The 20,953-nt window shown below is 66.4% G+C and carries 21 protein-coding genes; 6 read left to right on the top strand and 15 right to left on the bottom strand.

The annotated features are described in order from the left end of the window. Positions 1-40: 40 nt before the first annotated feature. Positions 41-1,738: an aa3-type cytochrome oxidase subunit I gene (gene ctaD, locus AC3WTE_RS30340; RefSeq protein WP_025997232.1), complete on the bottom strand. Its 1,698-nt coding sequence runs from the start codon at positions 1,736-1,738 to the stop codon at positions 41-43. A 211-nt stretch (positions 1,739-1,949) separates the two neighbouring features. Between ctaD and AC3WTE_RS30335 the strand changes: the two genes are divergently transcribed. Then, a complete protein-coding gene (locus AC3WTE_RS30335; protein ID WP_492443156.1) occupies positions 1,950-3,080 on the top strand; it encodes an iron-siderophore ABC transporter substrate-binding protein in 1,131 nt (376 codons plus the stop codon). Positions 3,081-3,083: 3 nt separating this feature from the next. On the opposite strand, the gene AC3WTE_RS30330 is transcribed toward AC3WTE_RS30335, so the two are convergent. Genes AC3WTE_RS30330 through AC3WTE_RS30280 form a run of 11 tightly spaced genes read right to left on the bottom strand, consistent with a single transcriptional unit; the run spans position 3,084 to position 14,743 of the window. Continuing rightward, entirely contained in the window at positions 3,084-4,121 is a 1,038-nt protein-coding gene (locus AC3WTE_RS30330; protein WP_492443155.1) for an isopenicillin N synthase family dioxygenase, read from the bottom strand. After that, positions 4,109-4,645, bottom strand: coding sequence for a hypothetical protein (locus tag AC3WTE_RS30325; RefSeq protein ID WP_492443154.1), 537 nt, complete (start codon positions 4,643-4,645; stop codon positions 4,109-4,111). Before AC3WTE_RS30325 ends, AC3WTE_RS30330 begins: the two co-directional genes overlap by 13 nt. Next, positions 4,642-5,685, bottom strand: a complete 1,044-nt coding sequence (gene alc / locus AC3WTE_RS30320; protein WP_492443153.1) for an allantoicase — start codon at positions 5,683-5,685, stop codon at positions 4,642-4,644. Before alc ends, AC3WTE_RS30325 begins: the two co-directional genes overlap by 4 nt. Next, positions 5,682-6,443 carry an aspartate/glutamate racemase family protein gene (locus AC3WTE_RS30315; protein WP_492443152.1) on the bottom strand — a complete coding sequence of 254 codons (762 nt, stop codon included), beginning with the start codon at positions 6,441-6,443 and terminating at the stop codon, positions 5,682-5,684. The genes alc and AC3WTE_RS30315 overlap by 4 nt, the downstream gene beginning before the upstream one ends. Then, entirely contained in the window at positions 6,440-7,738 is a 1,299-nt protein-coding gene (gene allB, locus AC3WTE_RS30310; protein WP_492443151.1) for an allantoinase AllB, read from the bottom strand. Before allB ends, AC3WTE_RS30315 begins: the two co-directional genes overlap by 4 nt. After that, positions 7,738-8,574: an N-acyl homoserine lactonase family protein gene (locus tag AC3WTE_RS30305; protein WP_492443150.1), complete on the bottom strand. Its 837-nt coding sequence runs from the start codon at positions 8,572-8,574 to the stop codon at positions 7,738-7,740. The genes allB and AC3WTE_RS30305 overlap by 1 nt, the downstream gene beginning before the upstream one ends. After that, positions 8,574-10,181: an ABC transporter substrate-binding protein gene (locus AC3WTE_RS30300; protein ID WP_492443173.1), complete on the bottom strand. Its 1,608-nt coding sequence runs from the start codon at positions 10,179-10,181 to the stop codon at positions 8,574-8,576. The genes AC3WTE_RS30305 and AC3WTE_RS30300 overlap by 1 nt, the downstream gene beginning before the upstream one ends. Beyond that, positions 10,181-10,834 (bottom strand): cysteine hydrolase family protein, encoded by a 654-nt coding sequence (locus tag AC3WTE_RS30295; protein WP_492443149.1) that lies wholly within the window; start codon positions 10,832-10,834, stop codon positions 10,181-10,183. The genes AC3WTE_RS30300 and AC3WTE_RS30295 overlap by 1 nt, the downstream gene beginning before the upstream one ends. Then, a complete protein-coding gene (locus AC3WTE_RS30290) occupies positions 10,835-11,839 on the bottom strand; it encodes an ABC transporter permease (protein ID WP_492443148.1) in 1,005 nt (334 codons plus the stop codon). A gap of 58 nt (positions 11,840-11,897) precedes the next feature. Continuing rightward, the gene (locus tag AC3WTE_RS30285) at positions 11,898-12,764 is read right to left on the bottom strand and encodes an ABC transporter permease (RefSeq protein WP_492443147.1); all 867 of its coding nucleotides are present in this window, start codon (positions 12,762-12,764) and stop codon (positions 11,898-11,900) included. Further along, a complete protein-coding gene (locus AC3WTE_RS30280) occupies positions 12,764-14,743 on the bottom strand; it encodes a dipeptide ABC transporter ATP-binding protein (protein WP_492443146.1) in 1,980 nt (659 codons plus the stop codon). The genes AC3WTE_RS30285 and AC3WTE_RS30280 overlap by 1 nt, the downstream gene beginning before the upstream one ends. A gap of 224 nt (positions 14,744-14,967) precedes the next feature. Here AC3WTE_RS30280 and AC3WTE_RS30275 point away from each other — a divergent pair, with 224 nt between their 5' ends. From AC3WTE_RS30275 to AC3WTE_RS30255, 5 genes are all read left to right on the top strand, one after another. After that, on the top strand, positions 14,968-15,654 hold the full coding sequence (locus AC3WTE_RS30275; protein WP_492443145.1) for a TetR/AcrR family transcriptional regulator: 687 nt from the start codon (positions 14,968-14,970) through the stop codon (positions 15,652-15,654). A 64-nt stretch (positions 15,655-15,718) separates the two neighbouring features. After that, positions 15,719-15,994 (top strand): YciI family protein, encoded by a 276-nt coding sequence (locus AC3WTE_RS30270; protein ID WP_492443144.1) that lies wholly within the window; start codon positions 15,719-15,721, stop codon positions 15,992-15,994. A 156-nt stretch (positions 15,995-16,150) separates the two neighbouring features. After that, positions 16,151-17,200, top strand: coding sequence for an NAD(P)-dependent alcohol dehydrogenase (locus tag AC3WTE_RS30265; RefSeq protein ID WP_492443143.1), 1,050 nt, complete (start codon positions 16,151-16,153; stop codon positions 17,198-17,200). A 12-nt stretch (positions 17,201-17,212) separates the two neighbouring features. After that, positions 17,213-17,407 carry a hypothetical protein gene (locus AC3WTE_RS30260; RefSeq protein WP_459365773.1) on the top strand — a complete coding sequence of 65 codons (195 nt, stop codon included), beginning with the start codon at positions 17,213-17,215 and terminating at the stop codon, positions 17,405-17,407. A gap of 64 nt (positions 17,408-17,471) precedes the next feature. Beyond that, positions 17,472-17,951 (top strand): hypothetical protein, encoded by a 480-nt coding sequence (locus AC3WTE_RS30255; protein ID WP_492443142.1) that lies wholly within the window; start codon positions 17,472-17,474, stop codon positions 17,949-17,951. A gap of 15 nt (positions 17,952-17,966) precedes the next feature. Here AC3WTE_RS30255 and AC3WTE_RS30250 read toward each other — a convergent pair whose 3' ends face one another. From AC3WTE_RS30250 to AC3WTE_RS30240, 3 genes are all read right to left on the bottom strand, one after another. Then, complete coding sequence (locus AC3WTE_RS30250; RefSeq protein ID WP_492443141.1) at positions 17,967-18,206, bottom strand: hypothetical protein; 240 nt, start codon at positions 18,204-18,206, stop codon at positions 17,967-17,969. 116 nt (positions 18,207-18,322) lie between these two features. After that, positions 18,323-19,285 (bottom strand): class 1b ribonucleoside-diphosphate reductase subunit beta, encoded by a 963-nt coding sequence (gene nrdF / locus AC3WTE_RS30245; RefSeq protein ID WP_492443172.1) that lies wholly within the window; start codon positions 19,283-19,285, stop codon positions 18,323-18,325. A 134-nt stretch (positions 19,286-19,419) separates the two neighbouring features. Next, positions 19,420-20,943, bottom strand: a complete 1,524-nt coding sequence (locus AC3WTE_RS30240) for a flavin-containing monooxygenase (protein ID WP_492443140.1) — start codon at positions 20,941-20,943, stop codon at positions 19,420-19,422. Positions 20,944-20,953 lie beyond the last annotated feature (10 nt).

Here is a 20,953-nt window from a genome sequence, read left to right as displayed (position 1 = left end):
GAACCGCCCGCGCCTTAGGCGCGGGCGGGTCGGCTGATTTCTAGTGGTGCGATCGGCCGATGTGCGCTTCGGCGCGCATCCGCTCGACCATGTGCGGGTAGTGCAGCTCGAACGCCGGTCGCTCCGAACGGATCCGGGGCAGCTCGGTGAAGTTGTGCCGCGGCGGCGGGCACGACGTGGCCCACTCCAGGGAGTTGCCGTAGCCCCACGGGTCATCGACCACGACGGGCTCGCCGTAGCGCCAGCTCTTGAACACGTTCCACACGAAGGGCAGCGTGGACAGGCCCAGGATGAAGGCACCGATGGTCGAGATCACGTTCAGCGTGGTGAAGCCGTCGGTGGGCAGGTAGTCGGCGTACCGACGCGGCATGCCCTCGTCGCCGACCCAGTGCTGGACCAGGAAGGTGGTGTGGAAGCCGATGAAGGTCAGCCAGAAGTGCAACTTGCCCAGGCGCTCGTCGAGCAGCCGGCCCGTCATCTTCGGGAACCAGAAGTAGATGCCCGCGTAGGTGGCGAACACGATGGTGCCGAAGAGCACGTAGTGGAAGTGCGCGATGACGAAGTAGCTGTCGGTCACGTGGAAGTCCAGCGGCGGGCTGGCCAGCAGCACACCCGACAGACCACCGAGGAGGAAGGTGATCAGGAAGCCGACCGAGAACAGCATGGGCGTCTCGAAGGTCAACTGGCCCTTCCACATGGTGCCGATCCAGTTGAAGAACTTGATGCCGGTCGGAACCGCGATCAGGAACGTCATGAAGGAGAAGAACGGCAGCAGGACGGCGCCGGTGGCGTACATGTGGTGCGCCCACACGGCGACCGACAGGGCGGCGATACCGAGCGTCGCGTAGATCAGGGTGGTGTAACCGAAGATCGGCTTGCGGCTGAACACCGGGAAGATCTCCGAGACGATGCCGAAGAACGGCAGCGCGATGATGTACACCTCGGGGTGCCCGAAGAACCAGAACAGGTGCTGCCACAGCAGGACGCCGCCGTTGGCGGGGTCGTAGATGTGCGCGCCCAGGTGGCGGTCGGCGGCCAGGCCGAACAGCGCGGCGGTCAGCAGCGGGAAGGCCAGCAGCACCAGGATCGAGGTCACCAGGATGTTCCAGGTGAAGATCGGCATGCGGAACATGGTCATACCCGGGCAGCGCATGCAGACCACGGTGGTGACCATGTTGACCGCGCCCAGGATGGTGCCCAGACCACCGACGGCCAGGCCCACGATCCACAGGTCGCCACCCGCACCGGGCGAGTGGATCGCGTCGGTCAGCGGCGAGTAGGCGGTCCAGCCGAAGTCAGCGGCACCACCGGGGGTGATGAAGCCGGCGATGGCGATCATCGCGCCGAACAGGAACAGCCAGAACGAGAAGGCGTTCAGACGCGGGAACGCCACGTCAGGGGCGCCGATCTGCAGCGGCAGCACCAGGTTGGCGAAGCCGAACACGATGGGGGTCGCGTAGAACAGCAGCATCACCGTGCCGTGCATGGTGAACAGCTGGTTGAACTGCTCATTAGACAGGAACTGCAGTCCCGGCAGGGCCAGCTCGGTGCGCATGAACAGCGCCATCAGGCCACCGATGAAGAAGAACACGAAGCAGACGACGCAGTACATGATGCCGATCAGCTTGTGATCGGTGGTGGTCACCAGCTTGTAGATCAGGTTGCCCTTGGGTCCCATACGCTCCGGGAACGGGCGACGAGCCTCGAGTTCTCCGATTGGGGGCGCTTCGGCTACCAACAGATCCTCCAAATGTTCCGGGCGAATGGATCGAGCACACGGGGCATCCCATGTTGTCTGCCGGTGATCTTATCCTCCATCGCACGGCATTGCGGCGAGGGTCCTACAAACTGTCGTAATTGGCTCGTGGCAGCGCCATTCCCGGCGTTGCGCCGGTGGCCGCGACCGCACCTCGCCTGGGCCGCACCGCGCGGGTGTTACCGTCGGCCACGTGCAGTTTCCGACTTCCCGTACCCGGCGGTTCAGCGCGAGCGCAGCGGTCCTCACCGCCCTCAGCGCGGCGGTCGCGACCGTCCTCACGGGCTGCTCGGGCCACACCAGCCAACCGCAGGCAGCCAGCCCAGCTCCCATCACCAGCACCACCCGTATCGCCACTGCAGGTGTGTTGGGCAACCAGCGCCGGCCCGATGACTCGTGCGCGCCCGACCCGGCAGCATTGGACCCCGATCTGATTGGCGGCTCAGCCGCCGGCGGCCCGCCGACGCGCCAGGTCCAGCACGCGGCCGGCGCCACCGACGTCAAGGCCGACCCGCAGCGCATCGTCGTGCTCTCGGGCACAGCGCTCGACGCGCTGTGCGCGCTGGGACTGCAGTCCCGCGTCGTCGCCGCGGCAACTCCGACGGATTCGTCGGGCCAGACGTCATATCTGGGCACCGTCATCCACAACGTGCCCGGGACCGGCACCCGCAGTGCACCCGACATGGCCGCCATCAAGGCGGCCAATCCCGACCTGATCATCGGCTCGCAGGCATCGGCGACGTCCGACACCTACGGCGCGTTGTCGGCCATCGCGCCGACGGTGCTCACGGGCGCCTCCGGCGCCGCCTGGCAAGACGATCTGCGCATGGTCGGTGCGGCCACCGGGCGCGGCGCTGCCGCGGGCGCACTGGTCGACGGGTTCAACGCCGACGCCACCAAGGTCGGCGGACAGAACGACGCCTCGCACTTCCAGGTGTCGGTGGTGCAGCTGACCGAGGGCGCCATGCGCGTCTGGGGCGCGAACAACTTCCCCGGCAGCGTGCTGGCCCGGATCGGCGCGGATCGCCCCGCACCGCAACGGTTTACCGACAAGCCGTACCGCGAGATCGACATCTCGAAGCTGGGTCCCGGCACCGATTTCTCGTCGGCCGACGGCGACATCGTCTACCTGTCGTTCGACTCCCCCGCTGCCAAGGACCGGGCCGCCGCCCTGCTGGACAGCCCGGCCTGGAAAAAGCTCGCGGCGACCCGTGACAACCGGGTGTTCGTGGTGAACAACGAGGTCTGGCAGACGGGTCAGGGCATCGTGGCGGCCCGCGGCATGCTCGACGACCTGCACTGGCTCAACGCGCCCATCAACTGACGCTCATTCGGCGCCCTGCAATGCCTGCTGGCCGAACTGCCCGAGTGCCAGCGACCCCTCGGGCAGCACCAGCTCGCCCGCCTCGATGCGCTCCCGGAGATAGGCGAAGGTCTGCGCGGTCTGCGCGAAGAGATGCTCACCGGCGCGTAGCGCGGGGCGGCTCTGCGCGTCCGGGGCGGTGAACTGGGGCAGCGGGCTGACCTCGGTGTAGTAGTCGACATTGAAGAACAGCGGGAACGAGTACCGTTCCTCGGCCACCTTGCGCACGCGGTGGCTGGTCGCCACGAACGCGCCGTTGGTCCACAACTCGAGCAGGTCGCCGATGTTGACGACGAACGCGCCGTCGACCGGCGGGACGTCGATCCATTCACCCGCGCCGTTGAGCACCTCCAACCCGGGTGCCGTGGGCTTGAGCAGCGTGAAGCATTCGTAGTCGGTGTGCGCGCCGATGCCGACACTGTCTTTGGCGTCCGGGTTGTACGGGTAGTGGATCAGCCGCAACTGGCTGGGCGTCTTGGCGGCGTGCCGAGAGAACACCTCGGGGTCTTCACCGAGGGCCACCGCGAAGGCCCGCAGCAGCCGCTGCCCTACCGCCAGCAGTGCCTGGTAGTAGGCAGTCACGGCGGCGGCGAACCCCGGCAGCTCAGGCCACACGTTGGGGCCCAGCATCGGGTTGCCGGAAAGGTAGTCAGGGTCGTCCGCGGGCAGGTCGAGAGCGGTGTCGAAGGCTTCTTTCAAATCCGGGACGGTGCCTGCCAAGCCCTCCTCACCGACGGGCACATAGCCTCGGTGACAGCGAGACAACCCGATGTAGGTGCGCATCTTCTCTGCCACCGGCAGCGCGAAGAACTCCTTCACGGCGGCGAGCATGGCAGTGAACAGGGACTCATCGATACCGGTACCACTGATGTAGAAGAAGCCGACTTCGGCTGCCGCACGGCCGATCTCGGCGGCCACGCGCTCCTGCTCGGCACGCTCGGGCGAGTACAGCCCACTGATGTCGATGACGGGCACCGACGTGAATGACGTTATGCCACCCATGAATCCACATTCCCTTCCGATTCATCCACCGTCCAGTGCACGTCGTTGGCCTGGATTTCATTGCCGGACACCCTGATTCGCAGCGCCCGGTACTCGTCCCCACCGACGGCACCGATGAGCACCTGCGCCCGATCAGCCCAGCCGAAGTGCCCGCCGGCCCGGACGAGCAGGGCCGGGGCGCCGTCCGGCCCAGACAGGAACAAGGCCCCCGCCGGACCGTCGTGCGGGTCGCGGACCCAATGTTCGACGTAGTTCTCGTGTACGCCCGTTTCGACGAGAACGTCACCTTCCCAGTGCATTTCACCGGCATCCGGGAAGGGCCCCGGCGGTTGCACGTCTACCGCGCGGTGCCATTCGAAGACGCCGCCGTGCTGCGCCAGCGTGCCCGCGAAACCACGAGAGTCGACGTAGGCGCTCGGGCCCTGCAGCCACAGCACACCGGGCTTGTCGTCCCGGCTGTCGTCCGCCTCGATGAGCAGGGTGCGTTGCCACAGTCCGGCGCAGTCCCTCACCAGCACCGTCACCATCCACTCCCGTCGTTTCGCTCGCTCTCGCCGCTGTCCGCCCAGCGGCTCTGTAGCGCCCGTAGCCCGTCCGTGGTGGGCACCCCGAGTGCCCGTACCCTGGCGATGCCGCCGTCGGGGTAGGCCTGTACGCGCAGCGCTGTCACCCCGGGCACGTCGACCGGGAAGACCTGGCGCGCGTCAGGGATCAGCGCCGTGCGTGTCAGTACCGGCACGTCGAAAGCGACCCGGCCCCAACCGTGTTCACGATCAGGACCGCCGCGGCTGCCCAGCACCGAAACCTCGGAACTGGCGTTGAACACGAAGTAGCTCGTGTCGATCTCGATGCGGCGCAGGTCCGCGGGGACGGCGAACGAGATGATCACCGCGTCGTGGGTGTCGGGGCCGATGTCGCGGCGACGGCGGGTCTCCCACCCGTCGCCCATGTTGTACGGCCGGTTCGGCGCGACCAGCGAAGCGGCGCTGGAATAGAAACTGTCGCTGCACCATTCGACGCGCCCGCCCTGCTCGAGGCCGGATACCTCGACGGTCACTCCGGCCCACAACGCCGGGTCCGGGATCACCTCGCCATAGGCGCGCAGCCGCGCGACACCGCCGTCGGACTGCAATCGCAGCCGCAGATGCGTCCACCGGCGTGGGTCTGTCACCGCCAGCGGGTTCTGCGAATCGGCCTTGAGCACAGTCATTTCCACGATCGGCGTCCACACCACGCCGGGCCCGGCGGGATCGGCGGTCCGCTCGAGTGCGCAGGCGTCGACGGCGCAGGCTGTCGGGTGATTGCCGGAGAAGAACCGGGTGTCCACGTCGACGGTGTGCACCCGGCCGGGTGCGCCCAGCCGGATGATCGCCCAGTCACCGTCCCGGCCGGCGTGGCGCCTGGTCTCCCAGCCGTCCACCACTTCGCCGCGCAGATCGTAGGTACCGGGTACGAAGGCCGGCTCAGCCGGATCGACGAGCCGCTCCTTGAAACCGAATGACTCGTCGCTAGCGGCCACCACGCTGCCTCCGATGACGCGAGAGGCGAGATCGACGTCGGTCATGAACCCGGAACTCCCAGCTCCAGCGCTGTTGACAGGGGCCAATGGCTGCGCGGGTTGTCCGGCCCGGGTGCGTACACCCCGGCCTTGCTCGTGGACAGCCCCAGCCCGACGACCGCTTGCGCGAGCGCGACCGCCGCGGCCACCCCGTCGACGGCGGGAATGCCCAGTTTCGCCGAGATAGCCGCCGCCACCCCGGCCATCCCGGCGCAGCCCAGACAGACGACGTCGGCCCCGTCCTCGGCGATAGCACGGGCGGCCGTGTCGACGATGGCCTGTACGGCACCGGCCGGGTCGGCGTCCAACTCGGCGGTGCCCAGGCCGCAGGCCCGCACAGAAGCACAGTGCGCGTTCAGCCCCGCCAGCAGCAGACGGTCTTCGATCGCCGGGATCGAGCGGGCCAGTGTGGTGACCACCGAGAACCGCCGACCGATCAGATGTGCCACGTGCGCCGCACATTCAGCGATATCGAAGACGGGCACGGTGAGCATCTCGGCCAGCGCGTCTCGGCCGTGCTCACCGAATCCGGCCAGTACCACCGCGTCGAAATCCCACTCCCCGTCCGCGGTGATCCGGTCCACGACATCCATCACACCCACCGCCGACAGGTAGCTCTCCGCGGCGGAATCGATCGCCTCGGCGCCGAAGAGCGGCGACCTGCAGACGATCTCGGTACCAGGCTGGGCGGCCGCCTGCGCCGCGGCCGCGATCTCTGCGGTCATCGCCGCCGACGTGTTCGGATTGAGCACCAGAATTCTCATACCGACTCCCTTATCCTGACCGGCGCGGGTACACCCGCCACCCAGGTCTGCAACACCGAACCCCGCAGGCGCACACCGTCGTACGGGCTCACCGGGTGCCGGTGCCGGAGCGCCGCCGCACGCACCGTCTCCTCGGCGTCCGGATCGAAGGCGCACAGGTCGGCTCGCATCCCCACCGCGATCCGGCCGCGGTCCGGGTAGCCGGCCAATGCGGCCGGCCGTTCCGACATCCACCGGCTGAGCTCGGTCACCCCGAATCCACGCGCCGCGGCCTGCGTCCAGGTGGCGCGTGGGCCCAACTGCAGTGAGCTGACGCCGCCGAAGGCGCGCCCGAAATCGCCGCCGGCCTTGTGGTGCGGAGCGCACGGCGAATGATCGGAAACCACGAGGTCCAACGTTCCCTCGGTGAGGGCTGCCCAGAGCTGTTCGCGGTTGGCCCCGTCGCGGATCGGCGGGCACGCGGCGAACTCGGTGCCGCCGTCGGGAACGTCCTCGGCACCGAAAGTCAGGTAATGCGGGCAGGTTTCCGCCGTGATGGGAAGGCCTTCGGCTTTGGCCGCGGCCAGCAGCGGCAGCACCTGGGCGCTGGCCACGTGCACGATGTGCACCCTGGCGCCGGTCGTGCGCGCCGCATCGACGACGAGGGTGACGGCGTCGAGCTCGGCGGCGTCGGGGCGCGCGGCCAGAAATGACCGGTAGTCACGACCGGCCGGCCGCGGGCTGGCCTCGATCACCGCGTAGCTCTCGGCGTGCACCAGCAAGAGCGAATCCAGTTGGGCGATTCTGCCCATTGCGGCACGCAACTGCGCTGGAGTCAGATGCGGAAAGTTCGGGTTACCCGAATCGGCGAGGAAGCATTTGAAGCCGCGCACTCCCGCTGCTGCCAGCGCAGCCAACTGGTCCAGGTTATCGGGCACGACACCACCCCAGTACCCCACATCGACGTGGCAATTACCCTCGGCTGCTGCCTCTTTGGCGATGAGCGCCGGGACGCTGGTGGTCACCGGGTCGGAGTCCAGCGGCATGTCGACCAGCGTCGTGATACCGGCTGCGGCGGCGGCCTCGGTGGCCGTGGCGAATCCCTCCCACTCGGTGCCGGGTTCGTTGACATGAACGTGGGTGTCGACGAATCCCGGCAGCAGTACTGCGGTATCGGGTATCCGAACCTGCTCGGCGGCGGGGCAATCCGCGTCGACCGAGCCGACGAACTCGATCCGGCCGGCGGATACCCCGACCGCCGCCGGACGCAGATCGCCGTCGACAAGCGCCCGATCCGCTCGCAGCACACAGTCCATCACGATGCGACCGGGCCGAACCTGCGGTGGAAGTGTTCGGTCAACTCGGGCCAGACATGCGGGTCATGTCCGGGTATCAGCTGAAACCCTTTGTCGGTGGCCAGCTTCTTGAGTTTGCGAATCGGTTCGATGGTGTCCTGCGGGTCAACGTCGATGAAACCGCCGATGGCGAGCTCGTGCTCGATGTTCTCGGTCAGGTCGGCCGCGTCGAAGGCGAACACGAAGCCGTCACCACCGACGGAATCGTCGAGTTGAACCACGAAGCTCTGATGCCCCGGCGTGTGGCCGTACGTCGGCACCGCGGTGATCCCCGGGGCTATCTCGGCTTCTCCATCGGCAAGGCGCCATTCGATATTCGGGTCATCGAAGTCCACCCGCACAATCGCATTGCGTTCGGGCTCAGGGTGATTCGACAGTCCGTATTCGAGCTCACGGCGCTGGGCGTGCACCGGCACCTTGCCGGCGAACAGTTTCAGCCCGCCGGCATGATCGTGGTGCAGGTGACTGACGGCGACGGTGTGAATGTCGCCGAAATCCACCCCGACCTCCGCGAGACGCTGCTCGATGGGCTCGCCGGGACCGGGCAGCACCGGGCGGTATTCGACGGTCGGGAAGAACCGCCGGTACAGCGCCGGGTCCCGCACGAGGGCGGTGTTGAAACCGGTGTCGAGCAGCACCCAGCCACCGTCGGTCTGCAGCAATACCCCGGGCACCGGTTCGCGCAGCCGCTCCTGGCGTGGTGCGCCGTACACCGACACCGACTTCGGCAGTTCCTCCCAGCCCAGTGTCAGCAGGATGATCCGGCGCACACCGGGTTTGCCGACCAGGGTCGCCATCAGCCCACCGACAACGCGGCCAGCCGCAGCGAATTGGGGTTGGTCACCACGTGGGCCTGCTCGACGCCTTTGAGCCAGGGCTGCGCCACCATGAAGTCGTTGACGTCGGCGACGTTCAGCCAGCAGCCCGTCTTGACCGCTTCCTCACCAGCGGTGGAGAAGTCCGGCGCCGAGTCGTTGGGCAGACCAGCGGCCAACGCGGCGCTGACCGGTGGTGCTGAACACCCGAAGAAGTTCAGGCCGCCGTCGGCATCCCAGGAGATGTGCCCCCAGGTGTAAGGCGACGGCGCATCCGGCCAGCCGAGGTAGGTCAAGATCTCCGGTGCACCCTGTCCGTCACCGCCGACCCAGCCATAGATTTCCGATGTGGGGTACGCCTGCACCTTGGCGGTCAGCCCGGCCGCGGCCAGCTCGGTCTGAATCAGGTTGCTGATCAACTGATTATCCGGGTTGCTGGAGTCGTAGCCGATGGTGACGGTCTTCTGGTCGGCAGGCAATTTCCCGGCGATCGCCGAAAGCGCCGACGGATCGTGCGGGACCGTCTGCTTGCCGAACTCCGCGGCCATCATGTTGGGCGGATAGATCTGCTCGGCCTTCTTGCCGCGGCCGAAGTACGTCTGCTTGACCAGTTCGTCGACGTCGACCGCCTGCATCACGGCAGTGCGAGTCTTGACGTCCGTCATGATGCCCTTGCGCGGGTTGACGTACACGTAGTTGGACATCATCGTCGGCAGCGAGTAGTTGGCGAACGACTTGTTGTTCAGATAGGACTGGACCGCCGACGACGGCAGGTCATGCAGGATCGCGGCCACCTGTCCGTTGTTGAACTGCAGCTGCTGTGCCGACACATCGGTGATCACCGGGATGTCGACCTTCTCGAAATACGGTTTGGTGCCCCAATAGTCGGGGAAGGCGGCCAGTGCGTAGTGCGAACCCACCTGCGCATCCGTCAGCACGAACGGGCCCGTCCCGAGATCGTGAGTGGTCAGGTAGCCCTGTGCGTTGTCGGTACCGGCGTTCTTCTTCAAACCCTCGGGGCTGAGCATCCGGGGACCATAGGGACACGCCAGGTAGTCGAGGAACGCCGAGTTCGGCGCCTTCAACGTAATGGTGACACCGTAATCACCTTGCGTGGTAACCGATTCCACATCCTTGACCATGTAGGCCGGCCCTTGATTGACCGCGAGTCTGCGATCGAACGACGCCTTGACCGCCGCCGAGGTGAACGGCGTGCCATCGTGAAACTTGACGCCCTCCCGAAGTTTGAACGTGTACACCTTGTTGTCCGGCGATGCCGTCCAGCTCGTGGCCAGCAGCGGCTCCAGCACGGCCTTGTCGACACCGGCCTTGTACTGCAGCAGTCCTTCGTAGTTGTTGGTGGTCAGCAGCAGGCCCTGGCCGGCGTAGTAGATGTCAGGGTCCGGCGGCTGGCCCGGGTCCTGCAGGAACGACAGGTGCAGCACCTTGTCGGTGGGAGCGGCATTCGGAGTGCTTCCGCCGCCGGAATTCGAGCCGCCACAACCACTCAACGCCAACATGACCGCCGCAGCTGTGGCCGCTGCCCGCCACCCGCCGCGGGAACGAGCGGGGACCTTGTGGCTCTTCATCATCGGGCAGCTCCTTCGAGGGTGGGGTGGGACACTTCGGGACTCATGTCGGCAAAAGCCGCGACGATTTCATCGGTGGTTCGCATGGCACCGTCCTGCAGGTACTCCATGGCATCCAGGGCGGCGTCGTGCCGGTACTGCGACGAGCCCCCGACGCAGTCGGTGACGACCCGCACGTAGAAGTCGCGCTGGTGCGCATCAGCGAACGTGTAATGCACACACACGTCGGTGAGGCCGCCGATCAGGATGAGCGTCGAGGCCTTGAGGCCGGACAGCACGATCTCGAAATCGGTTCCGATGAAGCCGGAATAGCGGCGCTTGACGATATGGAACTCGTGACCCGGGCCCGAGAAGTCGGGCAGCAGCGCGGGATGCAGGGGTGTGCCGGGCCGGCCGTCGACGCAGTGCACGCCTTCGGCACCGTCGAGTTCGCGGCCGAAGTCAATCCCGTTGGGGCGGTGCACCTCTTGGAAGAACACGATCGGGATGCGCGCGGCGCGTGCGGCAGCGATCAGCCGCTGCGCCCGGGCAATGCGGTCGTCGTATCCGGCCATGTGCGCGATGCCGACCAGTTCGGCCGGCATATCGCCGGACTCCTGCATGTCGACCACGACCAGCACGGGATTGCCCACGATGAGCGGCTGTCTCGGCATCTAACCTCCAGTGATTGCGATACGCGGATCGGCGGCGGCCTGGAGCAGGTCCACAACCGTGTTGATGACGACGTAGATCGCGCCCAGCATCAGGGTGACGCCGGCGATCGCGGGAAAGTCCGCCACCGGAATGCTCTGCGCGATGTACTGTCCGATGCCGGGCCAGCCGAATACCTGCTCGACCACCAGAACACCCGAAAACATCAGGCCCACTTGGAGTCCCGCCATCGACAGCGCGGCGCCAACCGAATTGCGCAGCACATGCCGGGCCAGAATCTGGGTCTCGGACAGCCCTTTGGCCCGCGCGGTCCGCGCGTAGTCGCTGTCGATATCGGCCAGCAGGCTGCTGCGCAGCACCCGGCCGATCGCGACCGCGGGACCGATCGCGATGACGAACGCCGGCAGGATCAGATGGTGCATCGCATCGGCCACGACGTCGAGCCGCGCGTGGAGCAGCCCGTCGACGGTGAGCATGCCGGTCGGTCCCGTCGGCGGATTCGCGACCGCGATCCGGCCGCCCGCCGGTACCCAGCCCAAGTCCTGATAGAACACGATGAGCCCGAGGATGCCGAGCAGGAACATGGGCGCCGACGATCCGGTGAACAACACGGCCCGAAGCACACTGGCGCCGCGCCAATTCAGAGTCGTGCTGAAAGCGAAGAGGACCGCGAGCGCAATGGCGATGACCAGACCGCACAAGGCCAGCTCAAGGGTCGCCGGGACGAACGACGCGAGATCGGACACCACCGCATGCCGGGTCCGATACGAGGTGCCCAGATCGCCGGTCGCCGCGCCCACCAGGTAGTGCCAGAACTGCACCAGCACAGGGTCATTGAGGCCCAATGCCGCGCGCCGCGCCGCGACCGCGTCGGCGGAGGCCTGCGCACCGAGCTGCGCCTTGACCGGATCGAGCGGCGAGATGTTCTGCAGGACGAACATCACCGCCGTCAGTGCCACCAGAATGGCCACCATCGCCCCGAGCCGGGACGCCACGAACGTCTTCATGGGTAGTACTCACCTCCCTTCGCGTACGCCGTCAGCGCCGCCACGCAGTCCGGTTTCATCACACGGTCGACTTCATGAGATTGCGCAGGCAGTCACCGGAGATGTTGGCGACCAGAGCCAGCACCAGCACGCCCAGCCCCGGCATCACCGGAATCCACCACTGCTGCAGGAAGTAGCTCAGGTTGCGCGCGGAGTCGGCCCCGAGCTCCGGCGCCGGCGCGGCTTGACCGAGCCCGAGAAAGGACAGGCCGGCCAGGGTGAGGATCAGGGTGCCGATATCGAGGCTGGCCGCGACCAGCGCGCCCGGCACCGCACCCGGCAGCAGGTGCCGGGTGGCGAGTCGAAATCGGCTGACGCCGGCCAGTTTTGCCGCTTCGACGTGTGGCCGGGCCGCGAGCCGAGCCACCTCACCGCGCACCAGCCGGGCATAGAACGGCCACCACACGATGGACACCGCGACCAGCGTGTGCAGGAAACTCGGTCCCAGCGCGGCCACCACCGCGATGGCCAGCACGGGAGCGGGGAGGGACAGGAAGCCGTCGGTGACCCGCATCAGCGTCGAGTCGATCCAACCGCCCGCCGTCCCGGCGACCAGGCCTACGAGGCCGCCGATCAGCAGACCCAGCGCCACGACCGCCAGCGCCGCCAGCCAACTGGACCGCGCGCCATAAAGTACGCGCGAGAAGATGTCGCGGCCCACGCTGTCGGTGCCGAGCAGGAACCCGTGCTCGCCCGGCGCTTGCAACGGCATGCCGACCGGGATCAGCGGATCGTGTGGCGCCAGCAGCGGCACCGCGATGACGGCCAGGGTCACGACGATCACCAGCGAGACCCCGACCCGGTTGACGATCGTCGATCGCGATTGCGGCAGAGCCGGCCGCGTCCGGCCGCGGACGAGGCTCGGGACGGAGAGTGCGACAGCCATCAGGGCACCTTCTTTTCGATACAAGCCACCTGGTGCGCCCCACCGGGCTTGCCCACGAGTCGGATGTCGAGTTCGTCGCCGCTGCACGCTTCGACCGCGATCGGGCACCGCGGATGGAACGCGCACCCCGTCGGCGGCGACAGTGGGCTCGCGGGTTCACCTGGCAGTACCCGTGATTCGCGCCCGAGGTCAGGAATCGCGTCGACCAAGGCACGGGTGTAGGGATGTGTCGGATCTCCGATGACCTGTTCGGCCGGCCCGATTTCCACAATGCGGCCCAGGTACATGACGGCGATGCGATCGGCCACCACGCGGGCGACCGAAAGGTCGTGCGTCACGAATACCACCGACATGTCCAGACTGCGGCGCAGGTCGCCGATGAGGTTGAGCACCGAGGCAGCCAGTGACACGTCCAGCGCGCTGGTCGGCTCGTCACACAGCAATACCGCGGGCGGGACGACGGTTGCTCTGGCCAGCGAAACCCGTTGGCGCTGACCGCCCGAGAGCTGACCGGCCCGCGACTTCGCCACCTCGGCGGGCAGTCCGACCCGGTTGAGGACCTCGATGACGGCATCGCGCCGGGCGGCGCGGTTCAGTTTCGTGCCGCGCAATCGCTCGCCGATCAATTCGCCGACCGAGAGCCAGGGGGTAAGCGAGGCGCCCGCGTCCTGGAACACCATCTGTGGCCGCTCGTCGCCGACGACCTCCACGCTGCCGGTGGTCGCCTTCTCGAGACCGGCCATGACGCGCAGGAGGGTGGACTTTCCCGAACCGCTCTCCCCCACCAGCGCGACCGATTCGCCGTGTCCCACCTGCAACCGCACCCCGCGCAGGGCGTGCAGCTTGCCGCGTGGGGCGACGGCGAACGTCTTGGTCACATCGGTCACCGTGACGGCCGCGGGCAGCTCGGCAGTGACCGGACTGATCGACTGCGCCGCAATGGGTTCCGGTTCACCGACCGCTTCCCGGTCAGGTGTGGACGCATCGGGTGCCAGCAGACACGCGCTGACGCGCCCGGCGCCGACCGAAACGAGGTCGGGCGGCGACTTCTCGCAGTCGTCGGTGGCCTGCTCACAGCGCGGCGCGAAGGCGCATCCCGGCAGCGGCGACAGCGCACTGGGCACCGACCCCGGCATCGCCGCGAGCCGTTGGCCACGGGCGGTCTGCAGCGTCAGTCTCGACCGCAGCAGGCCACGGGTATACGGGTGGGCAGGTGCGCCCAGGACATCTGCGGCCGGACCAACCTCGGCGATACGGCCGGCATAGAGCACCGCGATGCGATCGGAAATCTGGGCCGCCACCCCGAGGTCGTGGGTGATGAAGACGATGCTGCAACCGATTTCGTCACGCAGCCTCAGCAACAGCCGGAGCACCTGGGCCTGCACCGTGACATCGAGTGCGGTGGTCGGCTCGTCGGCGATGATCAGGTCCGGGTTGCCGGCGATCGCGATGGCAATCATGACGCGCTGCCGTAGACCGCCGGAAAGTTCGTGCGGGTAAGCGCGCATCCGCCGGGCCGGGTCGGGTATGCCAACCGCGGTCAGCAGGCGCAGCGCCTCATCGGTACTGCCTGCGGCCTCGGCGACCTGCTTACCGATCCGCATCGTCGGATTGAGCGATGTCATCGGGTCCTGGAACACCGCACCCAGATCGAGGCGACGGACCCTGCGCAGCGCCTTGGGATCACCGTGCACCATGTCGGAGCCGGCGATCGAGATACTGCCGTCGACGCGGGCAGAAGCCGGCAGCAGGCCGAGCATGCCGAATCCCAAAACGCTTTTGCCCGAGCCTGATTCGCCGACCAATCCCAGAATCTCGCCGGGCCGTACCGCCAGCGACACGCCACGCAGCGCGTGCACGTCGCGGCCGTTGCGCCGGAACGTGACATGCAAGTCAGCGACAGTGGCCACCGCGGCGGGACTCGGCGATGCCGCGGGAGGCACGTGTGATGCGTCCACCACAGATGCAGCGGTAGTCATGGGCGCTCTCCTGCGTTGTCATCGCCACGCCTTCGGGTTCGCCGCGAACCGCTGGCCTGTCAGTTGACAGTTTTCTCCCCCGACGAACTCCCTTGGTGTCAACGAAGTAAGCACGATGTAAGCAACTGACCCACATCGGTAACCGCGACATATCGCATGTTTCTGTCGCGTGACAGATAAGGGCGGCGATACCGATCAGCGCCACCATGCACCACGATGAAAGGATGTCGACCCCTCGTACCGGACGGCCCCGCCTGCATACGCAGCGCCGTCCGGGCGTTACCGCGCGAGATGAAATACTCGATGCGGCAAGCGAATTGTTCACCACACTGGGTTACACGGGCACATCGACCAGAACCATCGCCGAGTCGGTCGGCATCAGACAGGCCTCGCTGTACCACTACTTCACGACAAAAGACGACATCCTGTGCGCCCTGCTGAGCCAAACCGTCACGCCGACGCTGGCGTTCATCACCACCCTGACCAACACGTCCCCCGCCTTGACCGCGACTGAACACCTGCACGCACTGGCGGCATTCGACGGCCACCAATTACTCAGCGGCAACTGGAATTTGGGTGCCCTCTATTTGCTTCCCGAGGTGCGGGCCGACCGTCTGGAACCCTTCTGGTCCGATCGCGAACGACTCCGGCTGCACTACCTGGCACAAAGCCAGAAAGTGCTGGAGCGCACACACGTGCATCCTGCAGCCGCCGATCTACCGTTCAGGTTGGTGGAATCTCTCGTCAACATGTGGTCGACGCCGCACGGCCCGCAGCGATCAGAATTGCCCATGCAGGTCGCCGACGCCGGTCTGCGCGTACTGGGCATCCTCGACAGCGAAACACACCAACTGCGGGGCCGCACCGAACAGGTCGTCCAGCTGCATACCCGCAGCCATCAGCCAGCATGAGCCGGACATGCCACAACGCGACGTCCGGCCGCGGCTCCCCGAGCTGCCCCGATAACCTCATAGCGTGTTTCACGTACTGAACATCACGTATACCCAGCCCCTCGACGTCGTCGACCAGGCGCGGCCGGCCCATCTGGAATGGCTCGGCAAGCTGGTCGAAGAGCGCCGCATCCTGCTCGCCGGCCGGTTGGAGTCGCAGGGTGGCGCCGTACTGATCGCCTCGGACATGTCGGCCGAGGAAGCCGACGCGCTGACCGCCGGCGACCCCTACGTGCACGCAGGCGTGGCCACCTATGAGCGGGTGAGCTTCAACGCCGGTTTCCGCGCGGCCGGGCTGTAGCGCCGGAATTCACAGCCGGATCCGGGATTAGTTCCGCTCCGGCCGCCGTTGAGTGTGGTCAGGGCCTGACGAATAGCCCGTTTCGTTACCTTCGCTAACATTTGCGTTAGGTACACGCCGCTAGGCAAAGCCGAGAATGAAGAGGACTGACACAGTATGACCACGACCGTTTCCGCCTACGCCGCGACCTCAGCGACCAGCCCGCTGACCAAGACCACCATCGAGCGCCGCGACATCGGTCCGCACGACGTGGCTTTCGACATCAAGTTCGCCGGCATCTGTCACTCGGACATCCACACCGTCAAGTCCGAATGGGGCCCGGCCAATTACCCCGTCGTACCCGGCCACGAGATCGCCGGGGTGGTCACCGCGGTCGGCTCCGAGGTGACCAAGTACAAGGTCGGCGACCACGTCGGCGTCGGCTGCTTCGTCGACTCCTGCCGCGAGTGCGACAACTGCCTGGCCGGCCTGCAGCAGTACTGCACCGGTAAGGGCGGCAACATCGGCACGTACAACGCCACCGGCCGGGACGGCACGCCCACCTACGGCGGCTACAGCACCGCCATCGTGGTCGACGAGAACTACGTGCTGCGTATCCCGGACAGCATTCCCCTCGACAAGGCCGCTCCCCTGCTCTGCGCCGGCATCACCCTCTACTCGCCGCTGCGGCACTGGAACGCCGGGCCGGGCAAGAAGGTCGCGATCGTCGGCCTCGGCGGCCTGGGTCACGTCGGCGTGAAGCTCGCCGTCGCCATGGGCGCCGAAGTCACGGTGCTGAGCCAGTCGCTCAAGAAGATGGAAGACGGCCTGCGCCTGGGTGCGCACCACTACTACGCCACCAACGACCCGCAGACGTTCAAGACGCTGGCCGGCAGCTTCGATCTGATCATCAACACGGTGTCGGCCAACCTCAACATGGGCCTCTACCTGAACCTGCTGCGGGCCGACGGCACTTTGGTCGAACTCGGCGCGCCCGAGAAGCCGCTCGAGGTGCCGGTGTTTCCCCTGATCGGCATGCGTCGCACGCTGGCCGGTTCGCTGATCGGCGGCATTCCGGAGACCCAGGAGATGCTGGACTTCTGCGCCGAGCACGACGTGACCCCGGAGATCGAGATCATCGAGGCGTCGTACGTCAATGAAGCCTACGAGCGCGTGATCGCCAGCGACGTGCGGTACCGCTTCGTGATCGACACCGCGACCATCTGATTCGGGCACCCGGTGGCCGATGATCCGGTGGACATCCTGCAGCGCTGGGAGCTGGCAGGCGGTGTCTGGCGGATCATCGGCCGCCGCGCGCACGAACTGACCATCGGACTGTTCCAGTGCGACGGCGGCGAGCGGGTTGATGTGATCTGCTCCGGCGACGCCGCCCTACTCGCGTTCGTCGGCGACCGGGAGTCCAACGCGGACTAACGGACTAATTGACGCGCGGATGAAAAAGTTGACGGCATTCGTTGTGGCGCATTAAAACTTGACCATGACGTCCACCCGCCGCCGCGCTCCTCTGCCCCAGCTGGCCTTTGCCGGCGTGGCCATCGCCCTGCTGCCGGTGGGCGTCTCGCATGCCGATCCTGATCCAGCCCCCGCTCCGGCTCCGGTGTCGGCCGGCGTCACCGGCGTGCTCAACGACTGGCAGAAAGCCGTATGTGCGCCAGACAGTTTCACTCAGGATGATCCCGCGGTCGCGGCCCGCGACTGGCCCGGCGCGGTCCGCGCCGGCACCTGCGCGAGCGCGGTGAATCCCGGCCTGACCAACGGCCTGTGGATCACGCAGTGGACCGCCAACAGCGATATGACCTCAGCGCTGCAGCGCAACTTCATGGCCCTCTTCGCGTCGGCGGTCAGCGACCAGACAGCGATCATCACCTTCGCGGTGGCGAGCCCCGAGGCGCGCAAATCACTTGAGCCACTCACGAAATTCGGGTTCGTCATCCAGCCGGTACCGACACTGAACTGACGACGGCTCCGGACCTCAGTGCGAGTGGCTGCCGGGGCTGGTGTGGCCACTATTGGTCGAGCCCGACGTGCCGCCCGTCGTGCCCGCGTTGTTGTTCATGCCCGAGGGCGAGTGGCATTGACCGTCGATGACGACCTGCCCCGGCTCGCACACGATCGTGTTGTCAGCGGAAGCCATCGGGATGCCGATGGTCAGCGCCGCCGCGCTCAGCGCGCCGGCGGCGACGAGATGTGAGATTGATGTCGATAGCGCCATGGTTCGGCCCGCCTGTTTCTCGACGTGTAAAGATCAAGTTTAACGCCGGGCCAAATAGCTGCGGGGCGCATTCGGCAAGCCGATACGCCCCGCAATCACAGCACTGAACTGCGCCTTTAGAAATCCCAGTCCGAGTCTTCGGTGTTGACGGCCTTGCCGATCACGTACGAGCTACCCGAGCCCGAGAAGAAGTCGTGGTTTTCGTCCGCGTTCGGCGACAGCGCCGACAGGATCGCCGGGTTCACGTCGGTCTCGTCGCGCGGGAACAGCGCTTCGTAGCCGAGGTTCATCAGCGCCTTGTTGGCGTTGTAGCGCAGGAACTTCTTGACGTCCTCGGTCAGGCCCACCTGGTCGTACAGGTCCTGCGTGTACTCGACCTCGTTGTCGTACAGCTCGAACAGCAGCTCGTACGTGTAGTCCTTGAGCTCGGTCCGCTTGGCCTCGTCGACCATGGCCAAGCCGCGCTGGTACTTGTAACCGATGTAGTAGCCGTGCACCGCTTCGTCACGGATGATCAGCCGGATCATGTCGGCGGTGTTGGTGAGCTTGGCGCGCGAGGACCAGTACATCGGCAGGTAGAAGCCGGAGTAGAACAGGAAGCTCTCGAGCAGTGTCGAGGCCACCTTGCGCTTCAGCGGCTCGTCACCCTTGTAGTACTTCATGACGATCTCGGCCTTGCGCTGCAGGTTCGGGTTCTCCTCCGACCAGCGGAATGCCTCGTCGATCTCGACGGTGGAGCACAGCGTCGAGAAGATGTTGCTGTAGCTCTTGGCGTGCACCGACTCCATGAACGCGATGTTGGTGTAGACGGCCTGCTCGTGCGGGGTGAGCGCATCGGGGATCAGGCTGACGGCGCCGACGGTGCCCTGGATGGTGTCCAGCAGCGTCAGGCCCGTGAAAACGCGCATGGTGAGCTGCTTTTCGCTGTCGGTCAGGGTGCCCCAGGACGGGATGTCGTTGGACACCGGCACCTTCTCCGGCAACCAGAAGTTGCCCGTGAGGCGGTCCCAGACCTCCGCGTCCTTGTCGTCCTGCACGCGGTTCCAGTTGATCGCGGAGGCCCGGTCGATCAGCTTCATACCTTCAGACACCGTGACCCCGTTTCGCCTGGAACTGTGTTTGCCGGATCGGCACCACCGACACTACCCCTGGTATCTGCCGTCGCCGAACACCGCTAAAAGTTGTGTTTTCGTGTCGCGCCGTGGAGGCCGATTCAGCGGATGAATTCGTACTCCGCCGACTGGAACTTGCGGGTCTCGAGCCAGTATTGCCAGGTCATGCCGCTCCACAGCGTGCGGTTCACGCCATGCTCATCCATGTACCAGCTGTGGCAACCACCGGTGCTCCACACCGTGCCGGCCAGATTCTGCTGCAATTCGGCGTTGTACTCGTCCTGTGCGCGCCGGCTGGGCATCAGCGCGGCCGCGCCCGCTTTGTCGGCGGCGGCGATGGCCTGGGCGGCGTAGCGGATCTGCGACTCGATCATGAACACCACCGAGTTGTGCCCCAGCGCGGTGTTCGGACCCAGCAGGAAGAACAGGTTCGGCATGTTCGACACCGTGATGCCGCGGTGCGCCGCCATACCCTCGCGGTTCCACCGGTCGACCAGGTCCTCGCCTCCGAGACCCTTGATGTCGACGTAGGTGTACGAGTCGGTGACGTGAAAACCGGTGCACCACACCACCACGTCGACGGGATGCTCGACACCGTCGCGGGTGACGATGCCGCCCGCGGTCATCCGCTCGATACCCTCGGTGAAGACCTGTGTCTTCGGGTTGGCGATGCCGCGATAGTAGGTGTCGGAGTTCAGGATTCGCTTGCAGCCCGCCACGTAGTTCGGGGTCAGCTTGCGGCGCAGTTCAGGGTCTTTGATGCTGCGGTTGATGTTCCATTTGCCCAGCAGCTCACCGATTTTGAGCAGTCGCGGCTGCTTGGTCATCGCGAACCCGACGCCTTCGTGAATCCAGTAGATGGCGTCCCGCATGAGGGCCCGGGTACCCGGTACCCGGCGGAAGGTGTCCTTCATCCACTCCGGAAATGCGTTGTTGGGCCGCGGCATCACCCATGCGGGGGTGCGCTGGTACAGGTGCAGCTCGGCCACCTGGTCGACGATGGCGGGCACGATCTGGATGGCGCTGGCGCCGGTGCCGATCACTGCGACGCGCTTGCCGGTGAGGTCGACGCTGTGGTCCCACCGCGCGGAATGGAAAGCGGCACCGGTGAATTCATCAGAGCCCTCGATGTCGGGAACCGACGGGATATGCAATCCCCCGGCCCCGGAGATCAGGAACTGGGCGATGTACTCCTGGCCGCTGTCGTCATAGATGTGCCAGCGCCGCTCGTCTTCATCCCAGTGCGCGCGGTCGACATGCGTGTTGAACCGGATGTTCCGGCGGAGGTTGTGCTTGTCGGTGACGCCTTTGAGGTAGTCGAAGATCTCCGGCTGGAAAGACCACATGTGCGTCCAGTCCGCCTTCGGCTCGAAGGAGAACGAGTACATGTGCGACGGAATGTCACACGCGCAGCCCGGATAGGTGTTGTCACGCCAGGTGCCGCCGACCTCGTCGGCCTTCTCCAGGACCAGGAAGTCACGCGCACCGAAGCCCTGCTTGCGCAGCGCGATGCCCATGCCCAGTCCGGAGAAGCCGGACCCGATGATCACCGCCCGCGTCACGATGGGCTCGGCGGTGTCCTCAACGCCGACCGACTGCGCTCCAGTTGACTGCTCGACCGTCATGAACCTGCTC

This window comes from Mycobacterium sp. FW102-FHT13B02 (assembly GCF_058790275.1).
This window is presented reverse-complemented; position numbering and strand designations above follow the sequence as displayed.